This window comes from Variovorax sp. DAIF25, assembly GCF_050711835.1.
Classification (GTDB): Bacteria; Pseudomonadota; Gammaproteobacteria; order Burkholderiales; family Burkholderiaceae_C; genus Variovorax.
In genome coordinates this window covers 1,116,529-1,142,363 of the sequence record NZ_CP136637.1, presented here as the reverse complement: position 1 = coordinate 1,142,363, position 25,835 = coordinate 1,116,529, and the positions used below count along the sequence as shown (strand labels likewise).

Genomic DNA, 25,835 nt, shown 5'->3' with positions numbered 1-25,835 from the left:
CGTGCCTATTCGACGGCGACGCGGGGGTCGAACAGGGGATAGCAGAGATCGATCACGAGGTTGACCACCACGTAGATCACCGCCACGAACAGCAGGCAGCCCTGGATCACCGGGTAGTCGCGCGCGAAGATCGCGTCGACCAGCAGCCGGCCCAGGCCCGGGATGGTGAACACCGTTTCGACCACCGCGATGCCGCCGAGCAGGTTGCCCAGCACCAGGCCGATCAGGGTCCAGGTCGGGCCGAAGGCGTTCTTGAAGGCATGGCGCATCAGCACCGCGCGCTCCGACAGGCCCTTGGCGCGCGCATGCGTGATGTAGTCCAGGCGCAGCACCTCGAGCGTGCTGGCGCGGGCCATGCGCATGAGCACGCCGATCTCGTGCAGGAACAGCGTGAGGATCGGCAGCACCAGGTACAGCAGGCCGTTCTTCCAGTCCTCGGCGATGCCCACGTAGCCCACCACCGGCAGCCAGCCCAGCTTGAGGCCGAACAGCAGCAGCAACAGCAGGCCGAGCCAGAAGGTCGGGATCGACACCAGCAAGGTGGCCGAGCCGACCAGCAGCAGGTCGGGCGCGCGGTTCTGCTTCCACGCGGCGACCATGCCGGCCGGCACCGCCACCAGCGCGGCCAGCGCCACCGCCACCAGCACGATGCGGCCGCTGATGAGGAAGCGCTCGGCCACCAGCGAGAGCACGTCCTGCCCGCTGTTGATCGAGGTGCCGAGGTCGCCCTGCAGCACATGGCCGAACCAGATGCCGAACTGCGCCGGCAGCGAGCGGTCGAGGCCGAGCCGCGCGCGCAGGTCGGCCAGGCTCGCGGGCGTCGCGAGGTCTCCGAGCAGCAGCTGCGCGGGGTCGCCGGGAATCAGCCGGATCAGGACGAACACCGACACCGCCACGATCAGCAGGGTGGGGACGGCCATCGCGATGCGGGCCGCTGCGAAACGGAACATGGGCCTTCTTCCTCGTGGTGGGTGGGGTCAGGCCGGCGACGGCGCGGCGCGCAGCGCTTGCAGGGCCTTGGCGAAGAAGTCCTGCACATGGCCCACGCAGGCCAGCCCGTTGTGCGGCACGTTGTCGAGCAGCTCGAAGGCCACCTTCACGCCGGCCGCCTCGAAGGAGCGGCGCAGCGTCTCGAGCCGCTCGGGCCGCGTGCGGCCGGCATCGTTGGCGCCCGGCATGAAGAACTTGCCGCCGGGCTTGTGCGTGATCTCCCAGGTCTCGATGTCGGCCTTGCCCGCGATCATGTGCACCGGCAGGCGGCGCAGCGCCTCGAGGTCCATGGGCTTGCCGAAGCGGGTCTCGAAGTCCTTCGTGCCGACCCACCAGCCCTGCTCGGGATCGATCAGCGTGACCGAGCCCGGTGCGCCGATCGACACGGCCCACAGGCGCTCGGGATGCAGCATCGCGAAGCGGTTGACGAACTGCCCGCCGCCCGAATAGCCGAACAGCGCGAAGCGGCCGAAGTCGCAGCCGAACTTCTCGCCCACCTCGGCCACCATGTCGAGCAGCACCTGGTCGTAGCGGATGTCGGCCTCGATCAGGTGCTTGAAGCCGTCGCGGTTGCCGTCGCCGCGCACGCCGGCCGGGAACAGCGGGCACAGCACGATGCAGTCGTTCCACTTCGCGAAGCCGCTGAAGGCCTCGCGGTAGTTGACGAAGGCGCGGCCGGTGCCGTGCACCACCACCACCAGCTGCATCGGCCGCGTGCCGGGCTGGCCCACGTGCTCGGGCACGTAGGTGCAGTAGGAGAAGCGCGGGTCGCTGCGCGCGGCGTAGATGGTGCTCGGGCCCAGGTCGTAGAGGGTGCGGGCGCGCCGCTCGGCGAGGGCGGCGGGGGCTTCGGTGGTGTCGGTCATGAGGGAGGGCAGGAGGAAGGGGGAGGGACTACAGCGTGTATTCGCGGAAGTGGCGCGCCTCGTAGGGCTTGCGCGCCACCCACATCACGCGGTTGGCCGCGTCCATCAGGGTGGTGGCCACGGTGGCCGAGATGCTGCTGAAGTCCGCGGGCTTGGGCGTGCGCAGCACGCCGTCGGGCTTGCCGAACTCGTCGGCCAGCGCCGCCTTGACGTCGCTCCAGTCGATGCGGCCCTCGACGCGGCGCAGCGCGTTCTCCACGCGGTGCTGGCGGTAGATGCTGTCGGGGCGCTGCGGCAGGCCGGAGTCGCGCAGCTTCATGGTGGCCGCGGGCGACATCCAGTGGTTGGCATGCACCAGCAGGTCGTTCTCGGGCAGGGTCCAGAAGATCTCGCCGGGCGAGGTCTCGAGGCTGATGCCCGAGCCGTCGTTGCCGCTGGCCTGCGCGAGGATCATGTTGTTGGCGCAGTAGCGCTTCGAGGCCCAGATCGTCTTCATCGCCTGCGCGAGATTTGCTGCTTCGAGCACGCGGCGGCGCAGCAGCACCAGCGGCACGCCCGGGCCCTTGCGGAAGTCCTCGTCGCAGGTCAGCGAATTGCCGGTCAGCGACACGCCCTGGCTGTTGAAGCCGTGGCGCGCGAGCGCGCCGGCCTCGGTGAAGCTCAGCATGTCGGGACCGTTCTCGGCGCGGATGCGCAGCACGATGCCGGTGTCGACGCATTCCTGGCGCCAGTCCCAGTTGTGGGCATGCATCAGGCGGCCGCTGGCCGAGCGCGCGGGCAGCACCACGAGGCCGGTGCAGTCGCCGTCCTCGCTCGATGCGGCGTCGATGGCCGGCGCCGTGGCCTGCTTCATGTCGGCATAGCCGAACAGCATCTCGGTGCGGCAGTTGATCATCACCACGTCCTCGAGCGCGACGCCCGCGCCTTCGGCGATGCCGCGCATCTCCTCGAGGTAGCTCGCGTCGTAGGCCGCGATCACCGGCAGCATCGACTGCGCGAGCTGGCGGATGGTGGCGTCGTCCAGGCCGCGGCGGCCCAGCTGCGCGCGGTAGAGCGCGATGCCGCCGGCCACGCGCTCGGGCACCGCGCGGCCGTGCTGCACGCCGCGCGCATGCGGCGTGCCGGAAACATCGACGAGGGGAAAGTATTCAGGGGTGGTCATGGCGTTGGTTTGTCATCGGCCTGCCGCGCGAAGGCGGTAGTGAACGGCGCAGCGGTGGCGATGGCCCGCATTGTTTGGCAGGCACAGGAAAAAATAAATTTAAAAATCGTTTAGAGTTGATAAAGGATTTGTTTATCGTCTCGCTCCCATGAGCACCATCCGTTTCCTGCGCACCTTCGTCGCCGCGGCCCGCGGCGGCTCGTTCGCGGCCGCGGCCGACCAGGTCGCGCTGACGCAGGCGGCCGTCGGCCAGCAGATGCGCGCGCTCGAGGCCGAGATGAAGAAGTCGCTGTTCGACAAGACCGGCCGCACCATGGCGCTGAGCCCGGCCGGGCACCTGCTGCTGCCGCGCGCCGAGGAGCTGCTCGCGCAGTACGAGTCGATGCGGCGCGACCTGCAGGACCAGCGCCAGATCGCCGGCACCATCAAGCTCGGCTCGCTGATCTCCGCGATGGGGCTGCTGTCGAGCACGCTCGCGGTGTTGAAGTCGCTGCATCCGAACCTCGAGGTCGAGCTGCGCGTGCGCGAGCAGACGCAGCTGATGCAGGACGTGATCAGCGGCGAGCTCGACGCGGCCGTGGTGGTCGAGCGCCAGTGGCCCGAGGTGCCGGGCCTTCTGTGGACCCCCTGCTACGACGAGGCGCTGACCGTCATCGCCAACTCGGGCATCGCCTCGGCCGAGACGCCGATCGCGAGCCTGTTCGCGAACCATCCCTTCATCCGCTTCGACCGCCGCACGCCGACCGGCGCGCGCATCGACAAGATCCTGCGGCGGCTGCAGTACGTGCCGAAGGAGTTCCTCGAACTCAACTCGCTGCTCGCCATCGCGGAGCTGGTGCGCAAGAACGTGGGCTTCACCATGGCGCCGTTGCTGAAGAACTTCGACTGGGAGAGCGACCCCGCGCTGTGCGTGCTGCACCTGCCGGGCCGGCCGGTGGCGCGGCGGCTCGGCATGCTCGAGAACGGCAAGCGCAGCCATGTGACGGGGGTGGTGCGCGAGGAGATGCTGGCGCATCTGCGGCGCATGAAGCCGGCGTCGCCCTGAGGGGCGGGCCGGCCTCGCGAGGCGGCTCTGCCGAAAAATCTATATGATTCGTATACGTTTCATATAGACCAAGCACCATGGGCATCGTCAAGATCTCCGACCTCATGCACGAGAACCTGCGCGTCGCAGGCACCGCGCTGAGCCGTTCCATCAACGCGCAGGCCGAGCACTGGATGCGCATCGGCATGCTCGCCGAGCTGCATCCCGACCTCGATCACCGCGAGCTGTGCCAACTGCTGGTGCGCGCCGAGATGGCCGGCGGGCTCGACCTCGCGATGGCCTGCGCACCGAGCGAGCCGCATGCGCCGCGGCCACCGGGCCGCGCGGCGGGGCGGACGGCGAAGGTCGTGCAATGAACATGGCCGTGCCCCTGAAGACGCCCGAGCAGATCGCGCTGTCGCGCAAGGCCGGGCACCTCGCGGCCGAGGTGCTGCGGATGATCGGCGCGCACGTGAAGCCCGGCGTCACCACCGAGGAGCTCGACCGCCTCTGCCACGACCACATCGTCAACGTGCAGCGCGCGATCCCGGCCAACGTGGGCTACAAGGGCTTCCCGAAGACGGTGTGCACCTCCGTCAACCACGTGGTCTGCCACGGCATTCCCTCGGCGCAGAAGACGCTGAAGAAGGGCGACATCGTCAACATCGACGTGGCCGTGATCAAGGACGGCTGGTTCGGCGACTGCAGCCGCATGTATTTCGTCGACGAGCCGAGCCCGCTCGCGCGCCGGCTGGTCGAGACCACCTACGAGGCCATGCGCGCCGGCATCCTGGCCGTGCGCCCGGGCGCGACGCTGGGCGACGTGGGCCACGCGACCCAGAGCGTGGCGCACCGCGAGCGTTTCAGCGTGGTGCGCGAGTACTGCGGCCACGGCATCGGGCAGATCTACCACGACGATCCGCAGGTGCTGCACTACGGCCGGCCCGGCGAAGGCCTGCGGCTCGCGCCCGGCATGGTCTTCACCATCGAGCCGATGATCAACGCGGGTCGCCGCGAGACCCGCGAGCTGCCCGACGGCTGGACCGTGGTCACGCGCGACCATTCGCTGTCGGCGCAGTGGGAGCACATGGTCGCGGTGACCGAGGACGGCTTCGAGGTGCTGACGCCCTGGCCCGAGGGAACAGGCAACTATCCCGCCATTGGTTGAGCGCGGGTCGGCTCAGGCCCAGCGAAAGCGCGCCGTGAAGTTGCGCAGCAGCGCCGGCTCGTAGGTGAAGGCCATGCCGCGGATGCGCGCGGCGCGCCGCGCCACCTCGGCCAGTGCGTCGGCCACGTAGTCCATGTGGTCGTTGGTGTAGACGCGCCGCGGGATCGTGAGCCGCATCGATTCGAGCGGCGCCTTCTCCTGCAACCCGGTGGCCGGATCGCGCCCGAGCAGCAGCGAGCCGATCTCCACCGCGCGCACGCCCGCTTCGAGGTACAGCTCGCAGGCGAGCGCATGTGCCGGAAAGCTTTCGGCCGGCAGGTGCGGCAGCAGTGCGGCCGCGTCGACGAACACGGCGTGGCCGCCGGTCGGATGCTGGATCGGGATGCCCTGCGCGCGCAGCCGCTCGCCGAGGTAGGCGACCTGGCCGACGCGGTAGCGCAGGTAGTCGGCATCCATCGCCTCCTCGAGGCCGACCGCGAGCGCCTCCATGTCGCGGCCCGCGAGGCCGCCGTAGGTGATGAAGCCTTCGCTGACCACGCAGCGTTCCTGCACGGCGCGAAACAGGTCCTCGTCGTCGCGGAAGCTGCAGAAGCCGCCGATGTTGACCAGCCCGTCCTTCTTCGACGACATCACAGCGATGTCGGCGCAGGCCATCATGTCGCGCACGATGTCGGGTACCTCGCGCTGCGCCTGCCCGGCCTCGCGTTCGCGGATGAACCAGGCGTTCTCCGCGAAGCGCGTGGCGTCGATCACCACCGGAATGCCGGCCTCGCGCGCGAGTTGCGAGGCCGCGCGCAGGTTGGCCAGCGCGACCGGCTGGCCGCCGCTGGTGTTGCAGGTCACGGTGGCCACCAGCGCCACCACGTTGGCCGCGCCATGGGTCTCGATGAGCCGCGCGAGTTCTTCGAGGTCGAAGTTGCCTTTCCAGTCGTGGTAGGTGGCGGTGTCCAGTGCCTCCTTTGTCAGTGCGTTGAGCGCGCGTGCGCCGGCCAGCTCGATGTGCAGCTTGGTGGTGTCGAAGTGGAAGTTCGACAGGAACACCGGCTGCTTCGCGCCGCGGCGCTTCACGAGCTCGGGGTAGAGCAGCTGCTCGGCCCCGCGGCCCTGGTGTGCGGGCACCGTATGGCGATGGCCGAAGACCTTCTCGATGGTGTCTGCGAGCCGGTAGTAGCTGCGGCTGCCGGCATAGGACTCGTCGGCCGCCATCATCGCGGCCCACTGGCGGTCGCTCATCGCGCCGCTGCCGCTGTCGGTCAGCAGGTCGATGAAGACGTCGTCGCTGCGCAGCAGGAAGGGGTTGAGCCCCGCGTCGAGCAGGGCCTGCTCGCGGTGCGCGCGGGTGGTCAGGGCGATGCGCTCGATGGTCTTGATGCGGAACGGTTCGGGGATGCGCTTCATGGGTTCTCCTGGTCGAAGCTCGGTGCGGATGGATCGGATGGCCGACCCGGGGCATTCGCGAATGGCGATGCAATGCAGTTGCGCATTCGTTGCCTATCGAGAGAAGATGTATCGCCTGCTCCGGCCCCCGGTCGAGCTCGCAACGATTCTTTCGCCCGGCTCGTGCAATGGGTTTTCATCGCACCTAGGGATGACCCCTCGAAGAAGAGAAGTCCTTTCGTCATTCCCATCAAACAGGAGAACATCTTGCAACCCGTACCGCTGGACTCGATGGACACCCGCATGCTCGAGGTGCTGCAGGGCCATGGCCGCATCTCCAACCTCGAGCTCGCGGCCGCGGTCGGGCTCTCGCCCGCGCAATGCAGCCGCCGGCACCACCGGCTCGAGGAGGAGGGCGTGATCGCGCGCTACGAGGCGCGGCTGCGGCCCGCGGCCGTGGGCCTGCGCGTGATGGCCTTCGTCCACATCGCGATGGAGCGCGGCCACGTGCGCGACTTCAAGCGCTTCCGCCAGGCCGTGACGCAACTGCCCGACGTGCTCGAATGCCACTCGGTGACGGGCGACGTCGACTACGTGCTCAAGGTGATCGCGCGCGACCTCGAGGCGCTCAGCACCTTCCTGACCGAGAAGCTATCGGCGCTGCCCGGCGTGAGCATGGTGCGTTCGAGCGTGTGCCTCGAGGAACTCAAGGGCGGCGCGGCGCTGCCGCTGGCGCAGGCCGGCGCCTGAAGCGGGACCTCAGCCGCGCCGCGACTGCACGAAATCCACGAAGGCGCGCAGCGGCGCCGGCAGCCGCTCGCGCCCCTGGTAGTAGAGAAAGGGCCCGGTGAAGGGCTGCCACCAGTCCTCGAGCACGGGCACCAGCGCGCCGCTCGTCAATTGCGGCTGCAGCCATTCCTCGAACAGATGGATCACGCCGATGCCGGCCACCGCCGTGTCGACCGCGAGCTCGACAACGCCGCCCAGGCGCACGATCAACGGCCCATCGACATCCACCGTCACCACCTCGCCCTCGCGCTCGAATTCCCAGCCCGCCATCGCGCCGCTCGCGAAGCGCCCGCGCAGGCAGGCGTGCTGCAGCAGGTCGCGCGGATGCATGGGGCGGCCGTGCGCCGCGAGGTAGGCCGGCGCGGCCGCGGTCGCCATGCGCTGGCGGCGCGGGCCGATCGGGATCGCGATCACGTCCTGCTCGAGCCGTTCCTCGTAGCGGATGCCGGCATCGCAGCCCGCGGCCAGCACGTCGACGAAGCTCTCCTCGACCACCACCTCGAGCAGGATCTCGGGATAGGCCGCGAGAAAGGGCGGCACGATCGCCGGCAGCACCAGCCGCGACGCGCTCGCCGGCACGTTGAGCCGCAAGGTGCCCGCGGGCTTGTCGCGAAAGCCGTTGACCACGTCGAGCGCGGCCTCGACCTCGCCGAGCGCCGGCCCGAGCCGGTCGAGCAGCCGCGCGCCGGCCTCGGTGGGCACCACGCTGCGGGTGCTGCGATGCAGCAGGCGCACGCCCAGCCGCGTTTCGAGCCGGCGCACGGCCGCGCTGAGGCTGGAGGCGCTCACGCTCTGCAGCCGCGCCGCCTCGCGAAAGCCGCCGGCGCGCGCCACCGCCACGAAGACCGCCAGATCGCCGAGCTGTTCCGTCATCGCCTGTCTTTCGATTGTTCGTTTTTCCGCACGACCCGTGCGCATTGAGTCGGCTTATCGTACGCCGCCGCGGTGCCTACATTCAGCGTCAACCTGAAAGGAAAGCCCATGAACCCGCTCGACACCATCTCCACCTTCCGCCTCGGCAGCCGTGACGTGAAGCGCCTCGGCTACGGCGCCATGCAGCTCGCCGGCCCCGGCGTCTACGGCCCGCCGAAGGACCGCGCCGCCGCCGTCGCGGTGCTGCGCGCCGCGATCGAGGCCGGCGTGGACCACATCGACACCAGCGATTTCTACGGCCCGCACGTCACCAACCAGATCATCCGCGAGGCGCTGCACCCGTACCGCGACGGCCTGACCATCGTCACCAAGGTCGGCGCCACGCGCGGGGCCGACGCCTCGTGGAACCTCGCGGCCTCGCCGGCCGACCTGCGCCAGGCGGTGCACGACAACCTTCGCAACCTCGGCCTCGACGTGCTCGATGTCGTCAACATGCGCAGCATGCTGGGCGTGCACGGGCCGGCCGAAGGCTCGCTCGAGGCGCCGTTGACCGCGCTCGCCGAGCTGCGCGAGCAGGGCCTGATCCGCCACATCGGCCTGAGCAACGTGACCGCGAAGCAGGTCGACGACGGCCAGCGCATCGTGCCGATCGTCGGTGTGCAGAACATGTACAACCTCGCGAACCGCGCCGATGACGCGCTGGTCGAGAAGCTGGCGCGCGAGGGGATCGCGTACGTACCCTTCTTCCCGCTCGGGGGCTTCACGCCTCTGCAGTCGGGGGGGCTGTCGGAGGTGGCGGGTGAACTTGGCGCGACGCCGATGCAGGTGGCGCTGGCCTGGCTGCTGCAGCGCTCGCCGAATTTGCTGCTGATTCCGGGGACTTCGTCGCTGGGGCATCTGCGGGAGAACCTGGCGGCGGCTGGGCTGAAGTTGCCGGCTGGGGCGGTGGCGCGGCTGGACACGATTGGCGCTGGGGAAAGGCACTGAAGGACGGGCGTCGACGCCTGCTCTGTGTTCCAGAAAAGTCAAAGACCTCTATTGGTTGTGGAACACAATCGGTCGACGACATCCTCGCCCATCCTTTCGCAATGGAAAGTAGACAGAGGGTGCCCAGGTGGTCACCGATTCCTCGAACATGCCCTGGGGGCTCGATGCGATCACCTTGATGTTGGTCATTCGTCCATCGGCCACGTCATGTTCCAGGATGACCCAGCCATCCTGCCGGGCTTCGCGGGCCGCTCGCGGAAAGACAAGTGTGGGAAATATGGGTGTTCCCAAGTCTCGACACACGGGCATGAAGGGGCTTGGGATCGCGGGCATGGCCTCCGGCGGAGGTTTTGCACCGGACGCACAACCGCCCAGCACGGCGAGCAAAGCCAGGGCGTGAATCAGTCTTGTCATGGGCGGCGGACGAGCATTCCGGGTGCTCGAGTCTTTGGGAAGATCGGGGATTCTGGCCGAGGTCGCCTCTAAACTGCAGCCCCATGCGGACCGACCACCGAGCAAACCTCCAACTCATTCTCACGCTGCAGTCGCCGCCGCCGGGCGTCGACTTTGCCGTGCAGCGCGGGCGCGATGAGTTGGTGAGGCCATTCCTCGCGACGGCGGACTCGGTGTCCTTCGCCATCACGCTGACACTTGGTCCCGCACTCGCCGATGGTTCTCCCAACTTCCGGGGCCCTTTCGCGCAAGGCACGCCCGCAGATCGATTCGTGTACGTGAACTCTGGGTTGTCCGCGGGGCAGACGGGAACGCCGTGGCAGCGAAGGGCGAAGATCAAGCTGGCCGATATTCCGATCGCGCTGGTGGAGCGCGCAGCGGGCGACCCGAATGCCGCGATCGAGGCATTCATCGAAGGAACGATGAAGGATGGAGGGCCGGTGTGCGCGAGTGTTAGGGCGCCGCAGATTTCGTGGCAAGTGGTGATGCGTTCGGATTGAGCCGCTGAAAGGGCTCCGGGCTCCCGGCATGCGGGCCGTGGTCTCGCGGCCCGCTTGGGGAACATGTTCTTTGGGCGTGACGGGCTGGAGTCTTCTCGATGAAGGAATTCGCTTCGGTCGGGTCCGCGGATGGGCCTCGGTGGCCGCCACGCGCTCGATGCCGATCATCGACAGGCAGGCCGAGGTAGGCCTGGCACGAATGGGTACGATCGGCCGGAAGCAGACTAGGACGACAGTTTCACGCAGGAAGATGGGATGATCCACGAATTCAGAGAAGCGATCGCAAGCAGCGGGATGCTCACCGATGTCGAGGTGCGCGAGGACATCGTCGTCGGCCGGGCGCGAGTGTTGGCGGCGCAAGCTGACGTTTGGGTCAACGTCGATCCTGAACTCGAGGACGGGGGAGTGCCGGACGCGACAGTTCTGCTGCGCCGCATCGACCAGATACACGGCGTCTCGTCAATGCAGTGGGGCCTGATCATCGACCAGATCGTTGGCGAAATCGAAGCGGCCGTTGGTGACGAGCCAGTGAAGGAATCCACCAGCCTGCGATCCGACCTGGTCTTGAAGTCAGTCGTCGTGTTCGCCGACGCGACACTTCTGCGCTTCGAAGCGCCGCGCCAGTTTCCCGACAGCTGGATCCATGCTCAGCTCGACGAACAACTCGGTCTCGATGACCTTGAGATCGCAGCGCGAGATGTGGATGCAGAAACGATGTCGTTCGATACTGTTGATGAACTGCTGGGCCACGTCAGCAAGGACAACACGTCGCGAGAACCGTAGAAACGAGACCTCGTCGACGGCGATCCGGTGGTCTTCGGTCCCATGCGCCTAGCCGTGGATGCTCGAGAGGAGGAGACGCTCAGCAGCTCGACAGGCGGCATCACGGTGGGCCCCCCATGTCGGTGATCAAGGCATACCGCGCTCCTCAATGAAGCAAGCCGCACTAGCATCCCTCCGGCAGGCCGCTTGCGGCCAAACCGGACTTCGTATCCTTGCCAACAGCATTCGAGTACCTCACGTCAGGCCATATCCCCATGAAAGCAAGAAATCGCTTTGGCGTCCTTTCGGTGTTCTTTGGTATTGCAGGATTCCTTGCCACTATCGGATATACGGAACTCCAGCGTGCGCGCATACCGGGATTCGGCCATCTCCTCAGCTGGATGGATCGACTGGGTTTGGTAAATGCGCCGCCTGCAGGTCAACTGCCCGAATGGCGGTCGCGCGGTCTTCTCGATCTCACGGATGACCGCGTCCTTCAATGGACTTTCGTGTACTCGGTCTGCTTTGCAATTTGGTCCATATTGATGGCACTCTTGGCCGAGTACAAGTGCGAGGAGTCGTCAAGCTTGAGTTTGGGCTTCATTCTGGGAGCGCTGGCCCTGTATGTTCATGGCTTCGAGTACGGCATGTTCGCGCTGCTTTCTGGTGGCGCGATCCTTGTACTTATACGGCGCGGAAGGCCAAGTCTTGCTGGATCAGGAGACGTTTAAATTGAACAATGCGCCACTGGCCGTATTCGTTGGAGTTCCGCGTGTGAGAAAGTCAATGGGAATGCAACGAACCTCGCGTCTCCGACCATCTTTCGACTACAACCGACCAGCACCAGTCGTTCGAGGATCGTTCGGATTCCGCCCGAAGCCAGTCGTTCACGAGTAGACGACCTGCATCAAGATCAATCTCGTCCCGCATCGATTTCCCTTCACCAAAAGCAGCACGCTCCAATGACTGTTCGGACACATCTAGCCTCGATGGAGCGTCGTGTGATTGCGTTTGCCGTCGATTTCTTGATACTACTTACGGTGGTGCTTGTCTTGACCGTGGCCATAGATGGTCAGTCATACGCAGCTAGTATCACGATGATGGTAGCCCTCTTGCTTTTTATCGCATATCACTGGGCCGGGCTCTCCAATAGAAACTACGCAATCGGCCGAGTGATCACTTCCATCACCGTGATCTCGCTGAAATCTGGCCCAGAACTCTCCGCCCTGCAGTGCATAGCAAGACCCAGCATAAGACTGCTCTGGCTTCTGACAGGAGGGCTAGCGGCTGCCTTCACTCGCCAGCCAATTTTTCTCTTCCTTCCTCTTGTCATCGACACGGTCCTTCTGTCTTTTCACCCGCTGCGACAGACCGTGACGGACATGGTGTGCAGCACAACGGTGGTGAATTCTCCACCGCTACAACCGCACCGAGCGCCGGCCGGTCCGATGTTCAGTCCGGACGATGCCGAATTCGGACCTAAACCGCGTAAGCATTTTTCTTCACTAGTTGGACCAAGCGACCAAATCCGCAACGCCAGCCAACTCCGGTGTTGAGCGTCTGCTATCGGGGCTTGGCTACTTCCGCTGCGGGCCCAAAGCAGAAGTTCAGGGTCTCCGCAAACCAGTCATCCGGCGGGTGACGCCGGTCGCTGAAAACCTCGTGCAAGCTCGAGAAAATCGTCCGCCCGCCTGATGGCGGCGTTTGAATCCATGCCGATCATCGGCAGCATGAAAACCGCGCCGGTTTTATCAAAAGCGTAGATCTCGTTGCCACCGTTTCCGGCGAAGCCCACGAATGCCGGAGCGTACTCGCTGACGTGCAACTCAGAATTGGCGGTAGTCGCCTCGTCTTCGCCCCAGAGGATGATGCGGTGCTCCTCGTCGGCCACGGAAACGAAGCCCTCGAACAGCCCAGTCGTGGCAATGAAGACTCGGTAGACAGCAGGCAGTTGAATACTCATCGGGAATGTCTCGTTCTGGCCGGATTCTGAATCTGACAGCCGATGCTCGTTAGAAAAATTATCTTTGACTCGAACTATTGCGGCGTGATTCTGGGAAGTTGGTCGGGCCTATTGACTGGGCCATCAGGCGCGTCGATTCCGTACATCTTGAGCATATCGCCAACTGGTACTGCCCCAGAAGAGAAAATTCGGTCGATATCTTCGTCTACCCTATCTCGCCACACGTGCGTTCCACGATCTCTGTCTTGAATTGGAGACCGCCCTTGATAGACGGCAGGATTGCCATGCTCGTCGTTCGCAAGTGGAGATGTCACACAACGCAGCGCGTAACGGGCGGAATCCAGATGGAATAGAGCCGCGTCGGTGCTACCCTGCGCCTTGTAGTCAAGCGCCCGTTGTAGATTGAATCGCACCCATGCATTGATACGGGTTCGTGCCTGGCCGACGTCTTCATTTGGAGCTCGCATCGCATGAGCAAATGGCTGCTGCCTGTACTGCTGCGCCAATTGGGCATCTGTTGTTCTTTGATTGTTGGAGACCTGTGCTGGAGAGGTGGTCGCGCAACCTGCCCCCATTATCGACACAAAAAGAACTCCCGCGTAAACGTACCGAGTCATTAAGCCCATCCCTTGGTTCAACAATGCAATGGTTGCGTGGAGAAGCTGAAACGCATCACGGATGACCGCTTCTGGCCGAACTGTGCCACACGGCCGGCATTCCTCCTGCGGCCTGAACCATCGGTCCGGCGCATGCAGATTCAGTCAATGTCGGAAACGCAAAGCACCCACCACAGGTTCCGCGGGCTCTGCCAGACCACATATGCAGAGGAGAGGGTCGACGTTCGCGTCAACTCGCACCAATCGAGGCTGTCGAAGCGGTATGCGAGCAGGTCTGAGAACGGAGCGGGGAACGTGGCGTCCAGGGCCTGGACGACGATCCTCCGGGCATCCTCCACAGTCAGCCCGGCGGTCGCCCGGTGACATCCCCCGTCAAGAACAACCGACACCAATGAGCCCTCGAACTCGAACCGATTCAGAACTGAGAAGGGTCCGTACTCTCGCTCAACATGCCCGAGCGGTGTCTGCGTCGCAAGGTCGCTGAAGCGCTCCAGAAACTCGGCCAGCCGCTGAGCGTCGTCGCGACCCCGGATGGAGGGTTTTGGCTTTAAAAACTTCGAAACGACCTCGCCACATTGAGACAGCACCCCAAGAAGCTTGATGAGAGGTTCCTTTTCCACCCGGAACTCGTCGGCTGACGTAAATTGCATCGACATTCCTGTTCTTCAGTCTTGGGGTCGTGGTCGAACGTCTGGTGTTGGCCGACTGTAGCCGGTCGCATAGCCGTCGCTTATCTGCTCACACTTGTGCTCACCAAAGGTCCAGTCGGTCAAACTGAAATCGGACAGTTTCTGCACTAGCCGGGACATCCCCGAAGTTGAAGACGAGGCCGCGCCCGGACCAGTCCCTCAGCTTGATCGACTACTTCGCCGCAACCGCGATACCCGTAGCTCCCGTGACACTCCAGTTGCTCTGCACTAGCAAGCGCTTTCTCATCTGCCGGCCAGTCTTGCAGGTACGGAGACTCCAGTTCGTCAACCATGACCGGATGCAGCAGGTTGGGAACTGTTTGGCCAACCTTGTAAGAGCACTGAAAGCAGAAGGCCACCACCGTGGCCACATCGCTGGAAAGCGTAACGTTGGCGTCCCCGCTATCTCAAAGCCAGTGGATGCTCGAAATGGTGAGGTGACTCATCGAAGTTGCGATTCTTGGTTTGATTGACAGCTTGTATTGAACGACCGCTGTTGGCCGAATTTAGACCTCGGCGTCGTGGACTTCGCGCCCCAATGCCAAGGACATTCTGGCGCACAGAACTGTGAGCCACCCGGTCCACAAAAGCGTCTCGACCTCGCCAAAAAATTGAATACCGCTGGGTTCGACCGAGGAGCCGATGTAGCGCGCATCACCCTCTCGACCGTACCAAGCCGGGCCGTCTTGGTCGTCTAGCCAGCCATCCAGCGATGCATAGACGGCCGCGACCTTCTCCCACTCCTCGTTGGAAAGGTCATACGGAATATTCAGGGTGATGTCTTGTCGCAAAGCGGCTTCTCCTGTCCGCGGCCGTGGCAATCGGCCGCTATCCCACGAATTCTGAGCCGCAGCCGGTCGGCTGCTTTTGCCCGACTGTCGGTGGTCGCGCCGATGTCGAAGAAAGAGAGAAAGTGGTGCGAGTATCAACGCGGCCGTGACAACACGCTGCGCGCTATCTCCTTGATGTGCGTAGAGGTCGCAGTGCTACTGATCTCCTGCAGCGTGAGTAGCAGAGAAACGCCGTCGACCGATGTAGCGCCGGAGTTCAACATGCGACCGACCATGACGATCCCGAGTTCGCTTGGCTGGCGTGCCAGAGAAGAAAGAAGCGCTGACTCGTAGTTCGGAAGATTTTCCAACCCGTGAACGAGACTCCACATCACTCCGTGTCCGTCTTCCTCGGGATAGCGCTCAAAGACACTCAGCATTTCGGGGATTGCCTGTTCTGGCGAGCCTGCTTGCCAAAGTTCATCCAGCAGCACGTCCAGGCGGCGCCAGTCGCCGTCGTCATCGGGTGCGAACTTGGCAATGTCGCGGGCTATGGTTTTTATTTTTCGAGGCACTGGGAGTCCTAGGCAATTGGTTGCTCTTGGCCGTGGTCAGTCTTTGGAAAAGCCATCGCAGCTCGCCGAAAAAATCAACCAGTTGGGATGGCTCAGCGTCAAGTCAAAGAAATCGTCGAAGTAGACAAGCCCGAGGGACTCCAAGCGTCGTACGAACTCCTTGCATGCTCCCCGCCGAAGGACGGTCCGAACGACAACAACTCGCCGTCCTCGGCCATCGGGCGGTCGGCCTGAAACACTTCGAGCACTCGCGCTTTCGTGATGCCGCGAGCAGCCAAGGCGGCTTGGCGCACCACGATACCGTAGGCGAAGGTGACTTTAATACTCATCTCAGGAAAGGGCGTGGCTATGCTGCTTGAGGAATGCGCCTTCGGTCAACGAAATTGGGCCGACATGCGCAAGGACCGCCCCTGGCCGAACTCGGGCGGTCGACTGTGCCCAAGTTCCCCTCGATCAGCGAGTCGCGAAGTCGAACCTCAGCTGACAGAGATGGCAGCGTCACGGCGATATCGCGCAGCCGCCTCACTCAATGCGACCGCGTCCCCGACATCAAATTCACCAACCGCGCCGTAGAACTCACCCCCAGCTTGCTCCGCGCACTGCGCAACTGGTGATCCACGGTGGAGAACGACCGATTGAGCCGCCGCGCAATTTCCTTGTAGCTCAACCCATCGACCGCCAGCCGAGCCACCGTGCGTTCAGCCGGCGTCAGGCTCTCGAGCAGATCGATCGCATCGCCGCCCTGCACCGGCCGGCCCACATCGCGCGCGCCACTGGCCATGCGCTGCGCCGTGCTCATCACCGGCCCGAGCACCACCGCCGCGATCTCCTCGAAGCGCGCCCAGCGCTCGTCGCGCGCCGGCTCGCAGGCATCCATCCAGTCGACGCACATCAGCCCCAGCGGCCGCGTGCGGTCCATGATCGGCGCGGCCATCTTCACGCGCGTGCCCATGCGCAGCAGTTCGGCGCGCGTGCTCTGGCCAAGCCTGCGCTCCTGCTCGACGTCGCGCAGCACCACCACGCCGTGCGCATGCCAGACGGTCTGCACGCCGCAGTCGGCGGCGTCGATCGCGAGGCCGATGACCGAGGGCACGTCGCGGTCGCGGCGCAGGGCCTCGGCCTGGGGGCGGTAGCAGGCTTCGTCGGGGCGGCCGAAGCCGCAGTCGACGCGGTCGGCGTCGAAGGCCTCGCGCAGCCAGCCGGCGGCGAAGCGCCAGCAGTCGTCGGGTTCGTCGAGATGCAGCAGCAGGTGCGCGGCCAGGTCGCGCGCGGGCCGCCAGCGCAGGGCGCCATGGCCATCCAGCAGGCTGCGGCGCAACTGGCGTTGCGCGGCCATCAGCTCTTCGTCGTTCATGCGCCCATCTCCGACTGCACATCCAGGTCGGCCGGATGATAGCCAGTCCGGGCAGGGCGTCGGCATGGGGTTTGCCTATTTGGCGGCCGGCCGCGTGGCCGCGATCTCCGCGCTGAGGTCGTGCGTGCGCTTGATGACGTACTGGTGCAGCAGCTGCATGTCCTCGGGCTTGAGCACGCCCGCGAAGCCCGGCATGCCGCGGTTGATGCGCGCGCCGCTCACGGTGGCCGCGAACAGTTCGTGCTGCTCGGGCTTCATGTAGCGCAGGTCGGGCACGACGCCGCCGCTGACGGCATTGAGGCCGTGGCAGGAGCCGCACAGGCCGTTGAACATCAGGCGCGCCTGCTTGATCTGCTCGGCCGAGGCGGTCAGCGGCGGCACGTCGGCGGCGCGCGGCAGCGCGGGCGCGAGCTTGGCAGGCGGCAGCTTCTGGCTGGCGCCGAGCTTGAAGGTCACGACGCGCGCCTCGGGCCGCACGCGGGCGCTCAGCGAGATCGGGCCGGTGATGTGCGGGAAGGCGCCGCCCCAGCCGACCATGAAGCTCACGTACTGGTCGCCGTCGACCTCATAGCTGATCGGGCCGGCCATGGCGCCGCTGTTGACGGGGCTCTGCCAGAGCTGCTTGCCGTTGTCGGCCGCATAGGCCACGGCGCGGCCGTCGGCCGTGCCCTGGAACACGAGGTTGCCCGCGGTGCTCAGGGTGCCGCCGTTCCAGGCGCTGGCGTAGTCGTGCGACCACGCGGCCTTCTGGCGCACCGGGTCCCAGGCCAGCAGGCGGCCCTTCCAGGCGCCGCGGATCTGGGCCTCGATCTTCGGGTCCTCGGGCAGCTCGGGCACCTCCAGGCCGAGGTTGACCACCGACTTGGTCGGCAGGAACAGCGGTTCCTTCTGCGCCTCGAGCTCGGCCATGGTCTCCTGCGCGGGCAGGTAGACCAACCCGGTCTTCGGGTTGAACGACATCGGGTGCCAGTTGTGGCCGCCGAGGAAGGCCGGGATCACCAGCTTCTTCTGCTCGCCGGGCCCGTAGTTGCCGGCGCCGGTCTCCACCGGCCGGCCGGTCTTCAGGTCGATGTGCGAGGCCCAGTTGACCGGCACGTAGTTCTTCGCCGAGATCAGCTTGCCGTCGGTGCGGTCGAGCACGTAGAAGAAGCCGTTCTTCGGCGCCTGCATCAGCACCTTGCGCAGCTTGCCGTCGATGCGCAGGTCGGCCAGCACGATGTGCTGGGTGGCGGTGTAGTCCCAGCGATCGGCGGGCGTGGTCTGGTAGTGCCAGACGTAGTCGCCGGTGTCGGGATCGAGCGCGACGATCGACGACAGGAACAGGTTGTCGCCCTTGCCCTCGCTGCGGAACTGGTAGTTCCACGGCGAGCCGTTGCCGGTGCCGATGTACAGCAGGTTGAGCTCGGGGTCGTAGGCCATCGAGTCCCAGGCCGTGCCGCCGCCGCCCCACTTGACCCAGCCGTTGCCCGACCAGGTCTTCATCGCCATGGCCATGGCCTTGTTCTCGGGCGGCTGGGCCGGGTCGCCGGGCACGGTGAAGAAGCGCCAGGCCTGCTGGCCGGTGTCGGCGTCGTAGGCGGTGACGTAGCCGCGCACGCCGAACTCGGCGCCGCCGTTGCCGATCAGCACCTTGCCCTTCACGATGCGCGGCGCGCCGGTGATGGTGTAGCTCTTGGTCTTGTCGAGCACGGTGTCGACCGACCAGACCTGCTCGCCGGTGCGCGCGTCGAGCGCGATCAGCCGGCCGTCGAAGGCGCCGACGTAGACCCGGCCCTTCCACACGGCCACGCCGCGGTTCACCACGTCGCAGCAGCCCTGGCTCAGCGATTCGGCATTGACCTTGGGGTCGTGGCGCCACAGCAGCTTGCCGCTGCGCGCGTCGAGCGCGTAGACGATGCTCTCGGCGCCGGTGGTGTACATCACGCCGTCGACCACGATCGGCGTGGCCTCCACGCCGCGGTCGACGTCGAGCTTGTAGGTCCAGGCCATGCCGAGCTTGCCGACGTTGCGGTCGTTGATCTTCGCGAGCGGGCTGAAGCGCTGTTCGTCGTAGGTGCGGCCGTGGCTCATCCAGTTGCCCGGCTCGCGGTCGGCCGCCGCGATGCGCGCGCCGTCCACGGCCTGGGCCGCGGCGGCGCCGGCGAGGGCGCAGCCGGCCAGCAGCAGCGCGAGGCGCGCGCGAAGGCCGAGGCGGCCGGGCGGGGCGGGCGGAAGGCGGTGGGGCATCGTGACTCCTGGTTTCTTGTCGGTTGTTGTGAGGGGGCCGGGGCCGGCGAGGGCAGGGCAGCGGCCCTCGGGATTCTGGAAAGCGCCCGCGCGCCTGGCTATCGCGAGCTTTCGCGATAGGGTTTGCCGCAGGGGGCGGCGCGCCGGGCCCTGGGGAAGGCCCCGGGATTACCCCGTCGCGAATGTTCGCGATGCCATGAAGGCGGCGGGCTCGCAGACTGCGTCCCATGAGCCTTCAAACCTACCCCAACACCGTCGACAACCGTCCGGTCACGTCGGAGCGCAGCTTCGAATCGAAGAACCCCGCCACCGGCGAAGCCATCGGCCTCGTGCCGCATTCCACGGCCGAGCAGGTCGAGCAGGCCGTGCGCGCGGCGCGCAAGGCGCAGCCGGCCTGGGCCGCGCGCCCCGACGCCGAGCGCCGCGCGCTGCTGATGAAGGTGGCCGAGGTGCTGCACGGCAATGCCGAGTACCTGGCCGGCTGGGTCACGCGCGAGCAGGGCAAGCCGCTGGGCGGCGTCGGCCCCACCGAGGTGCCGGGCGCGCGCTTCGAGCTGTTCGGTTGCGAGGCCTGGACCCAGGTGCCGGCCAGCCTCGAGATGCCGGTGGACGTGGTGTTCGAGGACGCCACGCGCCGCGACGAGATGCACCGCAAGCCCTTCGGCGTGATCGCGGCGATCGCGCCGTGGAACTGGCCGCTGCTGATCGCCATCTGGCAGATCGTGCCCTCGCTGCGCGCGGGCAACACGGTGGTCATCAAGCCCTCGGAATACACCAGCATCGGCACGCTCGAGATGGTGCGGCTGATCGCCGAGGTGCTGCCGCCGGGCGTGCTCAATACCATCAGCGGCACCGGCGAGGTCGGCGGCTGGCTGGTCGAGAACCCCGACGTCGACAAGATCATGTTCACCGGCTCGAGCGCCACCGGCGCGAAGATCGCGGCCGCCGCGGCGCGCAACCTCACGCCCACCACCATCGAGCTCGGCGGCAACGACGCGGCCATCGTGCTGCCCGACGCCGACCCGAAGGCCATCGCCATGGACCTGTTCTGGGGCGCCTTCCTCAACATGGGCCAGACCTGCGCCTGCGCCAAGCGGCTGTACGTGCCCGATGCGTTGCACGACGCGGTGGTGGCCGAGCTCAAGGCGATCGCCGAGGCGATGCCGATGGGCGACGGCGCGCAGCCCGGCATCGCGATGGGCCCGATCCAGAACCGCATGCAGTTCGACAAGGTGCGCCGGCTGGTCGACGAGGCGCGCGCCGGCGGCGCGACCATCGTCTGCGGCGGCGAGCCGCGCGCGGGCGCCGGCAACTTCTATCCGCTCACGCTGGTCACCGACATCGCGGACGGCGCGAGCCTGGTCGACGAGGAACAGTTCGGCCCGGTGCTGCCGGTGATCCGCTACCGCGACATCGACGACGCGATCGCGCAGGCCAACCGCGTCGACGTGGGCCTGGGCGCCTCGGTGTGGGGCACCGACATCGAGCAGGCGCGCGCGGTCGCGTCGCGCATCGAGGCCGGCACCGTGTGGATCAACCAGCACGGCGCGATCCATCCGATGGTGCCCTTCGGCGGCGTCAAGGGCTCGGGCTGGGGTCTGGAGTTCGGCATCGACGGGCTCAAGGCGGTGACGCAGCCGCAGGTCATCAGCCTCAAGAAGAAGCCGCAGTAGCCAACGCCACCGGATGGCATTTGCCGGCACGGGCCGGGCGTCGCGCACGCCCGGCCCGTGCCGTTTTGGGGTGTCGCGCTCCTACAGGAGGCCGCGCCGCGAACTGACCTGGCGATTTTTCGTGGGGCCTAAGTTGATCCATGTCGGGCATCCGGTCCGGCGGATCTCAACCTTCCGGCCTTGCCGGATTTCCCCAAGGAGCATTTCCATGAATCGCACGTCTCACCTGATCGCAGCCCTCGCACTCACCGCCGTCGGCGCCGCCTTCGCGCAGGGCAATCCGCCCACCACCGCGCCGCCGAACCCGGCCACCGCCGCCGGCCAGCAGAGCCCCGCGGGCGGCCCGATGGGCACCACCGGCACCACGCCGCAGAACAACACCATGGCCGCCACCCCGGCACCGGCTCCGATGCGTGGCACCGCGATGTCGCAGGACTCGGGCAGCAGCAACATCGCCGCCGCACAGCCGATGCGTCCGGCGCGCGCCGACCGCAACTGAGGCCGCGGGCTTCAGTGATGCACACAGGCATTCCGTATCCGCGGGCGGCGGCGGCAGCGCTGCTGCTCGCGAGCGCGGCGGCGTTCGCCGCCCCGCCCGCGATGCCCGCGGCCCCGCTGACGGCCGATGCCCAGCGCATCGCCCAGGCCGCGGTCGCGGCGCGCGACAACGCGGGCGGCGCCTTCGCGGTGGTCGACAAGAAGGCCGCGAGCGTGTTCGTCTTCGACGCGAAGGGCACGCTGCTCGGCGCCTCGCCGGTGCTGCTGGGCCTGGCGCGCGGCGACGATTCGGTGCCGGGCATCGGCGAGCGCCCCATGGCCAAGATCCGTCCTCATGAACGCACCACGCCGGCCGGGCGCTTCGCTTCCGAGCCGGGGCGCAACACGGGCGGCGAGGACATCGTCTGGGTCGACTACGACGCCGCGATCTCCATGCACCGCGTGCGCACCACCAACAAGGCCGACCGCCGGCTCGAGCGGCTCGCGTCGCCCACCATCGCCGACAATCGCATCTCCTACGGCTGCATCAACGTGCCCGCCGCCTTCTACGACGCCTACGTGAAGCCCGCGCTGGGGCAACGGCGCGGCGTGGTCTACGTGGTGCCCGAGTCCTCGCCGGTGGCCGCGCATTTCGATTTCCTGAATCCGGCGAAGGATGCGCGCGCGCCTTCCGCCGCACGGCCGGCGCTGTAGGCCACCGCGAAGATCCCCCGCACGCTCCTGCGACACAATGCCGCGTGCCGACGCATGGCGGCATGTTCATCGAAGGAGACACACCCATGGCAAGTGCGGACGCCGCGCCGCCCGTTCAGGACCCCGCGCTGCTGCGCCGCCTGCTGCGCGCGAAGGACCGGATGGACGCCGCCTCGCACGAGGAATGGCCGGTCGAGCGGCTGGCGCAGGTCAGTGGCGTTTCCGAGGCCCACTTCGCGCGCTCGTTCAAGCAGGCCTTCGGCACCCCGCCGCACCGCTACCTGCTCACGCGCCGCATCGAACGCGCGAGCGCGCTGCTGCGCGAGACCGAACTCTCGATCACCGACATCGCCTTCGCCACCGGCTGGTCCAGCCTCGGCACCTTCGGGCGCACCTTCCGCGACATCACGGGCGGCAGCCCGGGCGAGGTGCGCACGCGCGGCAAGGGCGAGGCGCAGGCCTTCGGGCCCGTGCCGGCCTGCATCGTCAGCGCCTCGCAGCGGCCCCATCTCGAAACAGCAGTTTCGGAGAAGCGCCGCCAGGCCGCGGCCGGTACAAACGAGGCCGAACCACAGGAGATTCCATGAGCCAAGGTATTGAAACGGTCGGTCTGTATGTGCGCGATCAGGAGGAGGCCCTCGCCTTCTACGCGGGCAAGCTCGGCTTTCGTGTCCACACCGATGTCGGCAACGGCGACTACCGCTGGTTGACCGTGCAGCATCCCGAGCAGCCGGCGTTCCAGCTCGGCCTGTTCAAGCCCGGCCCGCCGGTGCACGACGCAGCCACGGCGCAGGCCTTGCAGGCGATCGTGGCCAAGGGCGCGATGCCGCCGCTGGTGCTGAGCGTCGACGACTGCCGCGCCAGCTACGAACGGCTGCGCGCCCAGGGCGTGGAGTTCACGCAGGAGCCGGTGGAGCGCTATGGCACCGTCGATGCCGGCTTCAGGGATCCGTCGGGGAACGGGTGGAAGATGATCCAGCGCGCGGCGTGAGCCCGCTTCAGCGGCCGGCCAGCGTGTCGAGCAGGCCGCGCGCCTCGACCAGCGCCGCATTCCCGTCGTCGGGCGGCGCGCGCCCGATGCTGGCCTCGAGCAGCTCGGCGGCCTCCTTCGCCTGGCCCTGGCCCGACCACAGCCGGGCCTGGTCGAGCGCGGCGCGCAGTTCCCAGGCGATCGATCCATCGCGCCGCGCGGCCTCGATGGCGCGGCGATAGCTGGCCTGCGCCTCGGCGAACTCGCCATGCCGCGCCTGGCGCGCGGCGGCGGCGCGCCAGGCCTCGGGCTCGCACCAAAGGCCTTCGCCGCGCTCGAAGCGTTCGAACAGGCCGTCGTCGAGCCAGTCGGGGCAGAAGCTCAGCAGCATCTCCTTGCGCGGCGCGTCGTAGCGCGCGAGCTGCGCCGACACCTCGCGCACATGAAGGCCCGGATCGCGCGCGATGCGCAGCTGCAGGCCCTGCACGAACCACTCGGCATAGCGGTGCCAGCCCGTGAGGCCGCGGCGCTGCGCCTCGTCCACCATCATGCGGATCCAGCGCTGCGCGAGCGGCACGTCGCCCGACCACAGGGCCACGGGGCAGGCGCCATAGAGCGCCGAGCACAGGGAGACCGCGTTCCCCACCGCCTCCGCGCGCATCACGGCGTCGCCCGCGGTCTGCAGTGCCTCGGTGGTCTCGCCCTGCAGCCAGAGCGTGCGGCACAGCAGGGCCTTGGTCGCGACGATCGAGTCCGAGCCGATGTGGGCATGCGCGCGGCCGGCGCCGCCCGAGGTGGCGATCGAGGCCTCGCTGTGCCGGCGCGACGCCTCGAGCCGGCCGCAGAAATGGTGGGCCATCGCGCTCACGCGGTGGGCCAGGATGCGCGCGGTGGGATCGGCCCACGAGCGCACTACCTGCTGCAGCGTCTCCGAGTGCCGCAGGGCCGCGAGGTACTCGCCGCGGAACATGTCGTGCGTGCAGCGGCCCCAGCGGGCCCGCAGCTCCAGCGCCGGCAGCTGCACCGCGAGCGCGCTGGCCAGCGCGCGGTCGCAGGCGGCGTCGAGCGCCCGGTCGGGGCCGCCGGTGTGCAGCAGGGCGCCGACCAGCGCCGTGTGCAGCCAGGCCGCGGCCTCCAGGTCGGGCCGGGGCTCGTGCTCGATAAGCGCGATGGTGGCCGAGATCCGGTCACGGTACTCCTCGACCTCCGAGAGCTGATACCACAGCGGCGCCGACACCGCGACCAGCGACGCGGCCATGTTCGCATCGGCCGCCTCGAGCGCGGCGCGCACGTCGTTGAGCCGATGCGCGTAGCGCTCGGCCCAGGCCTGCTCGCTCAGCTGCGGCAGGTCGGCGGTCGCGAGCTGCATCAGCTCGAGCATCAGCGTCGCATGGCGCCGCAGCAGCGCGGGCCGCTCGTCGCTCTGCGCGAGCAGCGTGGCCGCATAGCTGCGCGTGGTGTCGAGCAGGCGGTAGGGCGCGACGGCATCGTCGTGGTCGAAGAAGACCAGCGACTTGTTGGCCAGCGAGATCAGGGCGTCGAAGGCGGTGTCGGGGTCGACGCCGACGCTGATGCCGAGCGCCGACTCGACGTCGAAGCGGCCGCGGAAGACCGACAGCCGCCGGAACAGCCGCAGCTCCTGCTCGTTCAGCAGCGCGACGCTCCAGTCCAGCGTGGCGGCCAGCGTGCGGTGGCGCTCGGGCACGGCGCGCTTGCCCGCGGCGTTGAGGCGCATGTGGTCGTTCAGCCGCAGCGCGAGGTCGTTGAGCGACTGCACGCCCAGGCGCGCCGCCACCAGCTCGATGGCCAGCGGGATGCCGTCGACCTGGCGCGAGATCCGGGCCAGCAGGGAACCGTGCGCGGCGTTGAACGCGCCCGAGCCGGCGTCGCGCGCGCGCTCCACCAGCAGCCGCACGGCCGGCCAGTCCATCGCCTCGTCGAGCGTGAGGCGCTCGGCCTCGGGCACCGCGAGCGGCGCCAGCCGCAGCACGCATTCGCCGGGTGCGCGCAGCACCTCGCGGCTGGTCGCGAGCACGCGCAGGCCGGGCAGGGCCGCGAGCAGGGCGGCGATCGGCATCGGCAGCGAGTCGAGCACGTGCTCGCAGTTGTCGACCAGCAGCAGCACGTCCTGCCCGGCCAGGCAGGCCGTGATGGCCTGCAGCGTGTCGGGCAGGTCGGCCGCCACGCCGACCGAGCGCGCCAGCGTGCCCAGCACGTGCTCCTGCGAGATCAGCGGCGAGAGGTCGACGAAGGCGGTCTGCGTGCCCTGCGCGAGATGCAGCGCTTCGGCGGCCTGGATCGCCACGCTGGTCTTGCCGATGCCGCCCGTGCCGAGCAGGGTCACGAGCCGGTGGCTGTCGAGGCTGGCGAGCACCTTCGCCACGTCGGCCTCGCGGCCCACGAGCCGGGTCAGGCGCGCCGGCAGCCTGGCGAACGAGGCCGCGGCCGGCCGCGCGGCGGGCGCCGAGGCATCGTGCAGCGCGTGCCGCACGCGGCCGTTGAAGCGGTAGCCGCGCAGCGGGAGGTTGGTGATCCACTCCTTGCAGTCGTCGTCGGCGCCGGGCTCGCCCAGGGCCTTGCGCAGGATCGACATGTGGACGCGCACGCTGGACTCCTCGACCACCACGCCCGACCACACGGCGGTGTGCAGCTCGTCCTTGCCCACGAACTCCCCGGCGCGCCGGACCAGCTGCACCAGCAGGTCGAACGAACGCGCGCCCAGGCGCACGGCCTGGCCGGCGCGCTCGAGGCGGCGCTGCGTTTCCCAGAGCTGGAAGGGGCCGAAGTGCCAGCGCACCTCGGCCAGCGCCGCGCCGGTCGCCTTGTCCATGGAGTTCATTCGCGAAAAAGTTCCGG

28 protein-coding genes are annotated in these 25,835 nt (G+C 67.4%); 14 read left to right on the top strand and 14 right to left on the bottom strand.

Annotated features, from left to right (window positions below; all coding sequences use genetic code 11):
• Positions 1-5 precede the first annotated feature (5 nt).
• From R0232_RS39510 to R0232_RS39500, 3 genes are read right to left on the bottom strand one after another with little or no spacing between them, the layout of a single operon-like run.
• The gene (locus R0232_RS39510) at positions 6-950 is read right to left on the bottom strand and encodes an ABC transporter permease (RefSeq protein ID WP_093346492.1); all 945 of its coding nucleotides are present in this window, start codon (positions 948-950) and stop codon (positions 6-8) included.
• 27 nt (positions 951-977) lie between these two features.
• Positions 978-1,856: a hydrolase gene (locus R0232_RS39505; RefSeq protein WP_431514582.1), complete on the bottom strand. Its 879-nt coding sequence runs from the start codon at positions 1,854-1,856 to the stop codon at positions 978-980.
• 28 nt (positions 1,857-1,884) lie between these two features.
• The gene (locus tag R0232_RS39500; RefSeq protein ID WP_431514581.1) at positions 1,885-3,018 is read right to left on the bottom strand and encodes a C45 family autoproteolytic acyltransferase/hydolase; all 1,134 of its coding nucleotides are present in this window, start codon (positions 3,016-3,018) and stop codon (positions 1,885-1,887) included.
• Positions 3,019-3,166: 148 nt separating this feature from the next.
• Here R0232_RS39500 and R0232_RS39495 point away from each other — a divergent pair, with 148 nt between their 5' ends.
• The 3 genes from R0232_RS39495 (at position 3,167) to map (ending at position 5,210) form a co-directional block, all read left to right on the top strand.
• On the top strand, positions 3,167-4,063 hold the full coding sequence (locus R0232_RS39495) for a LysR family transcriptional regulator (protein WP_431514580.1): 897 nt from the start codon (positions 3,167-3,169) through the stop codon (positions 4,061-4,063).
• Between the two features lie 77 nt (positions 4,064-4,140).
• Positions 4,141-4,419 carry a ParD-like family protein gene (locus R0232_RS39490; RefSeq protein ID WP_208507549.1) on the top strand — a complete coding sequence of 93 codons (279 nt, stop codon included), beginning with the start codon at positions 4,141-4,143 and terminating at the stop codon, positions 4,417-4,419.
• Complete coding sequence (gene map / locus R0232_RS39485) at positions 4,416-5,210, top strand: type I methionyl aminopeptidase (RefSeq protein ID WP_431514579.1); 795 nt, start codon at positions 4,416-4,418, stop codon at positions 5,208-5,210. The genes R0232_RS39490 and map overlap by 4 nt, the downstream gene beginning before the upstream one ends.
• Positions 5,211-5,222: 12 nt before the next feature.
• Here the strand turns inward: map and R0232_RS39480 are convergent, their stop codons facing one another.
• Complete coding sequence (locus R0232_RS39480) at positions 5,223-6,608, bottom strand: tryptophanase (protein ID WP_431514578.1); 1,386 nt, start codon at positions 6,606-6,608, stop codon at positions 5,223-5,225.
• Between the two features lie 246 nt (positions 6,609-6,854).
• Here R0232_RS39480 and R0232_RS39475 point away from each other — a divergent pair, with 246 nt between their 5' ends.
• Positions 6,855-7,337 (top strand): Lrp/AsnC family transcriptional regulator, encoded by a 483-nt coding sequence (locus R0232_RS39475; protein WP_431514577.1) that lies wholly within the window; start codon positions 6,855-6,857, stop codon positions 7,335-7,337.
• Between the two features lie 9 nt (positions 7,338-7,346).
• On the opposite strand, the gene R0232_RS39470 is transcribed toward R0232_RS39475, so the two are convergent.
• Positions 7,347-8,249: a LysR substrate-binding domain-containing protein gene (locus R0232_RS39470; RefSeq protein ID WP_431514576.1), complete on the bottom strand. Its 903-nt coding sequence runs from the start codon at positions 8,247-8,249 to the stop codon at positions 7,347-7,349.
• Between the two features lie 108 nt (positions 8,250-8,357).
• On the opposite strand from R0232_RS39470, the gene R0232_RS39465 reads away from it, so the two are divergent.
• Positions 8,358-9,236, top strand: a complete 879-nt coding sequence (locus R0232_RS39465; protein ID WP_431514575.1) for an aldo/keto reductase family oxidoreductase — start codon at positions 8,358-8,360, stop codon at positions 9,234-9,236.
• A gap of 48 nt (positions 9,237-9,284) precedes the next feature.
• On the opposite strand, the gene R0232_RS39460 is transcribed toward R0232_RS39465, so the two are convergent.
• Positions 9,285-9,650, bottom strand: coding sequence for an energy transducer TonB (locus R0232_RS39460; protein WP_431514574.1), 366 nt, complete (start codon positions 9,648-9,650; stop codon positions 9,285-9,287).
• A gap of 83 nt (positions 9,651-9,733) precedes the next feature.
• On the opposite strand from R0232_RS39460, the gene R0232_RS39455 reads away from it, so the two are divergent.
• The 4 genes from R0232_RS39455 to R0232_RS39440 all read left to right on the top strand — a co-directional run bounded on the left by R0232_RS39455 (position 9,734) and on the right by R0232_RS39440 (position 12,507).
• On the top strand, positions 9,734-10,189 hold the full coding sequence (locus R0232_RS39455) for a DUF5990 family protein (RefSeq protein WP_431514573.1): 456 nt from the start codon (positions 9,734-9,736) through the stop codon (positions 10,187-10,189).
• Positions 10,190-10,444: 255 nt separating this feature from the next.
• Positions 10,445-10,972, top strand: a complete 528-nt coding sequence (locus R0232_RS39450; protein WP_431514572.1) for a hypothetical protein — start codon at positions 10,445-10,447, stop codon at positions 10,970-10,972.
• A 254-nt stretch (positions 10,973-11,226) separates the two neighbouring features.
• Positions 11,227-11,682 carry a hypothetical protein gene (locus R0232_RS39445; protein WP_431514571.1) on the top strand — a complete coding sequence of 152 codons (456 nt, stop codon included), beginning with the start codon at positions 11,227-11,229 and terminating at the stop codon, positions 11,680-11,682.
• Between the two features lie 231 nt (positions 11,683-11,913).
• The gene (locus tag R0232_RS39440) at positions 11,914-12,507 is read left to right on the top strand and encodes an RDD family protein (RefSeq protein ID WP_431514570.1); all 594 of its coding nucleotides are present in this window, start codon (positions 11,914-11,916) and stop codon (positions 12,505-12,507) included.
• 71 nt (positions 12,508-12,578) lie between these two features.
• On the opposite strand, the gene R0232_RS39435 is transcribed toward R0232_RS39440, so the two are convergent.
• The 7 genes from R0232_RS39435 to R0232_RS39405 all read right to left on the bottom strand — a co-directional run bounded on the left by R0232_RS39435 (position 12,579) and on the right by R0232_RS39405 (position 19,145).
• A complete protein-coding gene (locus R0232_RS39435; protein ID WP_431514569.1) occupies positions 12,579-12,914 on the bottom strand; it encodes a hypothetical protein in 336 nt (111 codons plus the stop codon).
• Between the two features lie 757 nt (positions 12,915-13,671).
• Positions 13,672-14,187, bottom strand: coding sequence for a hypothetical protein (locus R0232_RS39430; protein ID WP_431514568.1), 516 nt, complete (start codon positions 14,185-14,187; stop codon positions 13,672-13,674).
• A 539-nt stretch (positions 14,188-14,726) separates the two neighbouring features.
• The gene (locus R0232_RS39425; RefSeq protein WP_093346557.1) at positions 14,727-15,011 is read right to left on the bottom strand and encodes a hypothetical protein; all 285 of its coding nucleotides are present in this window, start codon (positions 15,009-15,011) and stop codon (positions 14,727-14,729) included.
• A gap of 134 nt (positions 15,012-15,145) precedes the next feature.
• Positions 15,146-15,565, bottom strand: coding sequence for a hypothetical protein (locus R0232_RS39420; protein ID WP_431514567.1), 420 nt, complete (start codon positions 15,563-15,565; stop codon positions 15,146-15,148).
• Between the two features lie 98 nt (positions 15,566-15,663).
• On the bottom strand, positions 15,664-15,894 hold the full coding sequence (locus R0232_RS39415; protein ID WP_431514566.1) for a hypothetical protein: 231 nt from the start codon (positions 15,892-15,894) through the stop codon (positions 15,664-15,666).
• A gap of 197 nt (positions 15,895-16,091) precedes the next feature.
• Complete coding sequence (locus tag R0232_RS39410; protein WP_431514565.1) at positions 16,092-16,919, bottom strand: helix-turn-helix transcriptional regulator; 828 nt, start codon at positions 16,917-16,919, stop codon at positions 16,092-16,094.
• A 75-nt stretch (positions 16,920-16,994) separates the two neighbouring features.
• The gene (locus tag R0232_RS39405) at positions 16,995-19,145 is read right to left on the bottom strand and encodes a PQQ-dependent dehydrogenase, methanol/ethanol family (protein WP_431514564.1); all 2,151 of its coding nucleotides are present in this window, start codon (positions 19,143-19,145) and stop codon (positions 16,995-16,997) included.
• Between the two features lie 227 nt (positions 19,146-19,372).
• Here R0232_RS39405 and R0232_RS39400 point away from each other — a divergent pair, with 227 nt between their 5' ends.
• From R0232_RS39400 to R0232_RS39380, 5 genes are all read left to right on the top strand, one after another.
• Complete coding sequence (locus tag R0232_RS39400; protein WP_296786593.1) at positions 19,373-20,818, top strand: aldehyde dehydrogenase family protein; 1,446 nt, start codon at positions 19,373-19,375, stop codon at positions 20,816-20,818.
• A 208-nt stretch (positions 20,819-21,026) separates the two neighbouring features.
• The gene (locus tag R0232_RS39395) at positions 21,027-21,317 is read left to right on the top strand and encodes a proteophosphoglycan ppg4 (RefSeq protein ID WP_431514563.1); all 291 of its coding nucleotides are present in this window, start codon (positions 21,027-21,029) and stop codon (positions 21,315-21,317) included.
• Between the two features lie 17 nt (positions 21,318-21,334).
• Positions 21,335-22,009, top strand: coding sequence for a L,D-transpeptidase (locus R0232_RS39390; protein WP_431514562.1), 675 nt, complete (start codon positions 21,335-21,337; stop codon positions 22,007-22,009).
• An 86-nt stretch (positions 22,010-22,095) separates the two neighbouring features.
• A complete protein-coding gene (locus R0232_RS39385) occupies positions 22,096-22,596 on the top strand; it encodes a helix-turn-helix transcriptional regulator (RefSeq protein WP_431514561.1) in 501 nt (166 codons plus the stop codon).
• Complete coding sequence (locus R0232_RS39380) at positions 22,593-23,000, top strand: VOC family protein (RefSeq protein WP_208512163.1); 408 nt, start codon at positions 22,593-22,595, stop codon at positions 22,998-23,000. Before R0232_RS39385 ends, R0232_RS39380 begins: the two co-directional genes overlap by 4 nt.
• A 7-nt stretch (positions 23,001-23,007) precedes the next feature.
• On the opposite strand, the gene R0232_RS39375 is transcribed toward R0232_RS39380, so the two are convergent.
• Complete coding sequence (locus R0232_RS39375; RefSeq protein ID WP_431514560.1) at positions 23,008-25,809, bottom strand: ATP-binding protein; 2,802 nt, start codon at positions 25,807-25,809, stop codon at positions 23,008-23,010.
• Between the last annotated feature and the right edge of the window lie 26 nt (positions 25,810-25,835).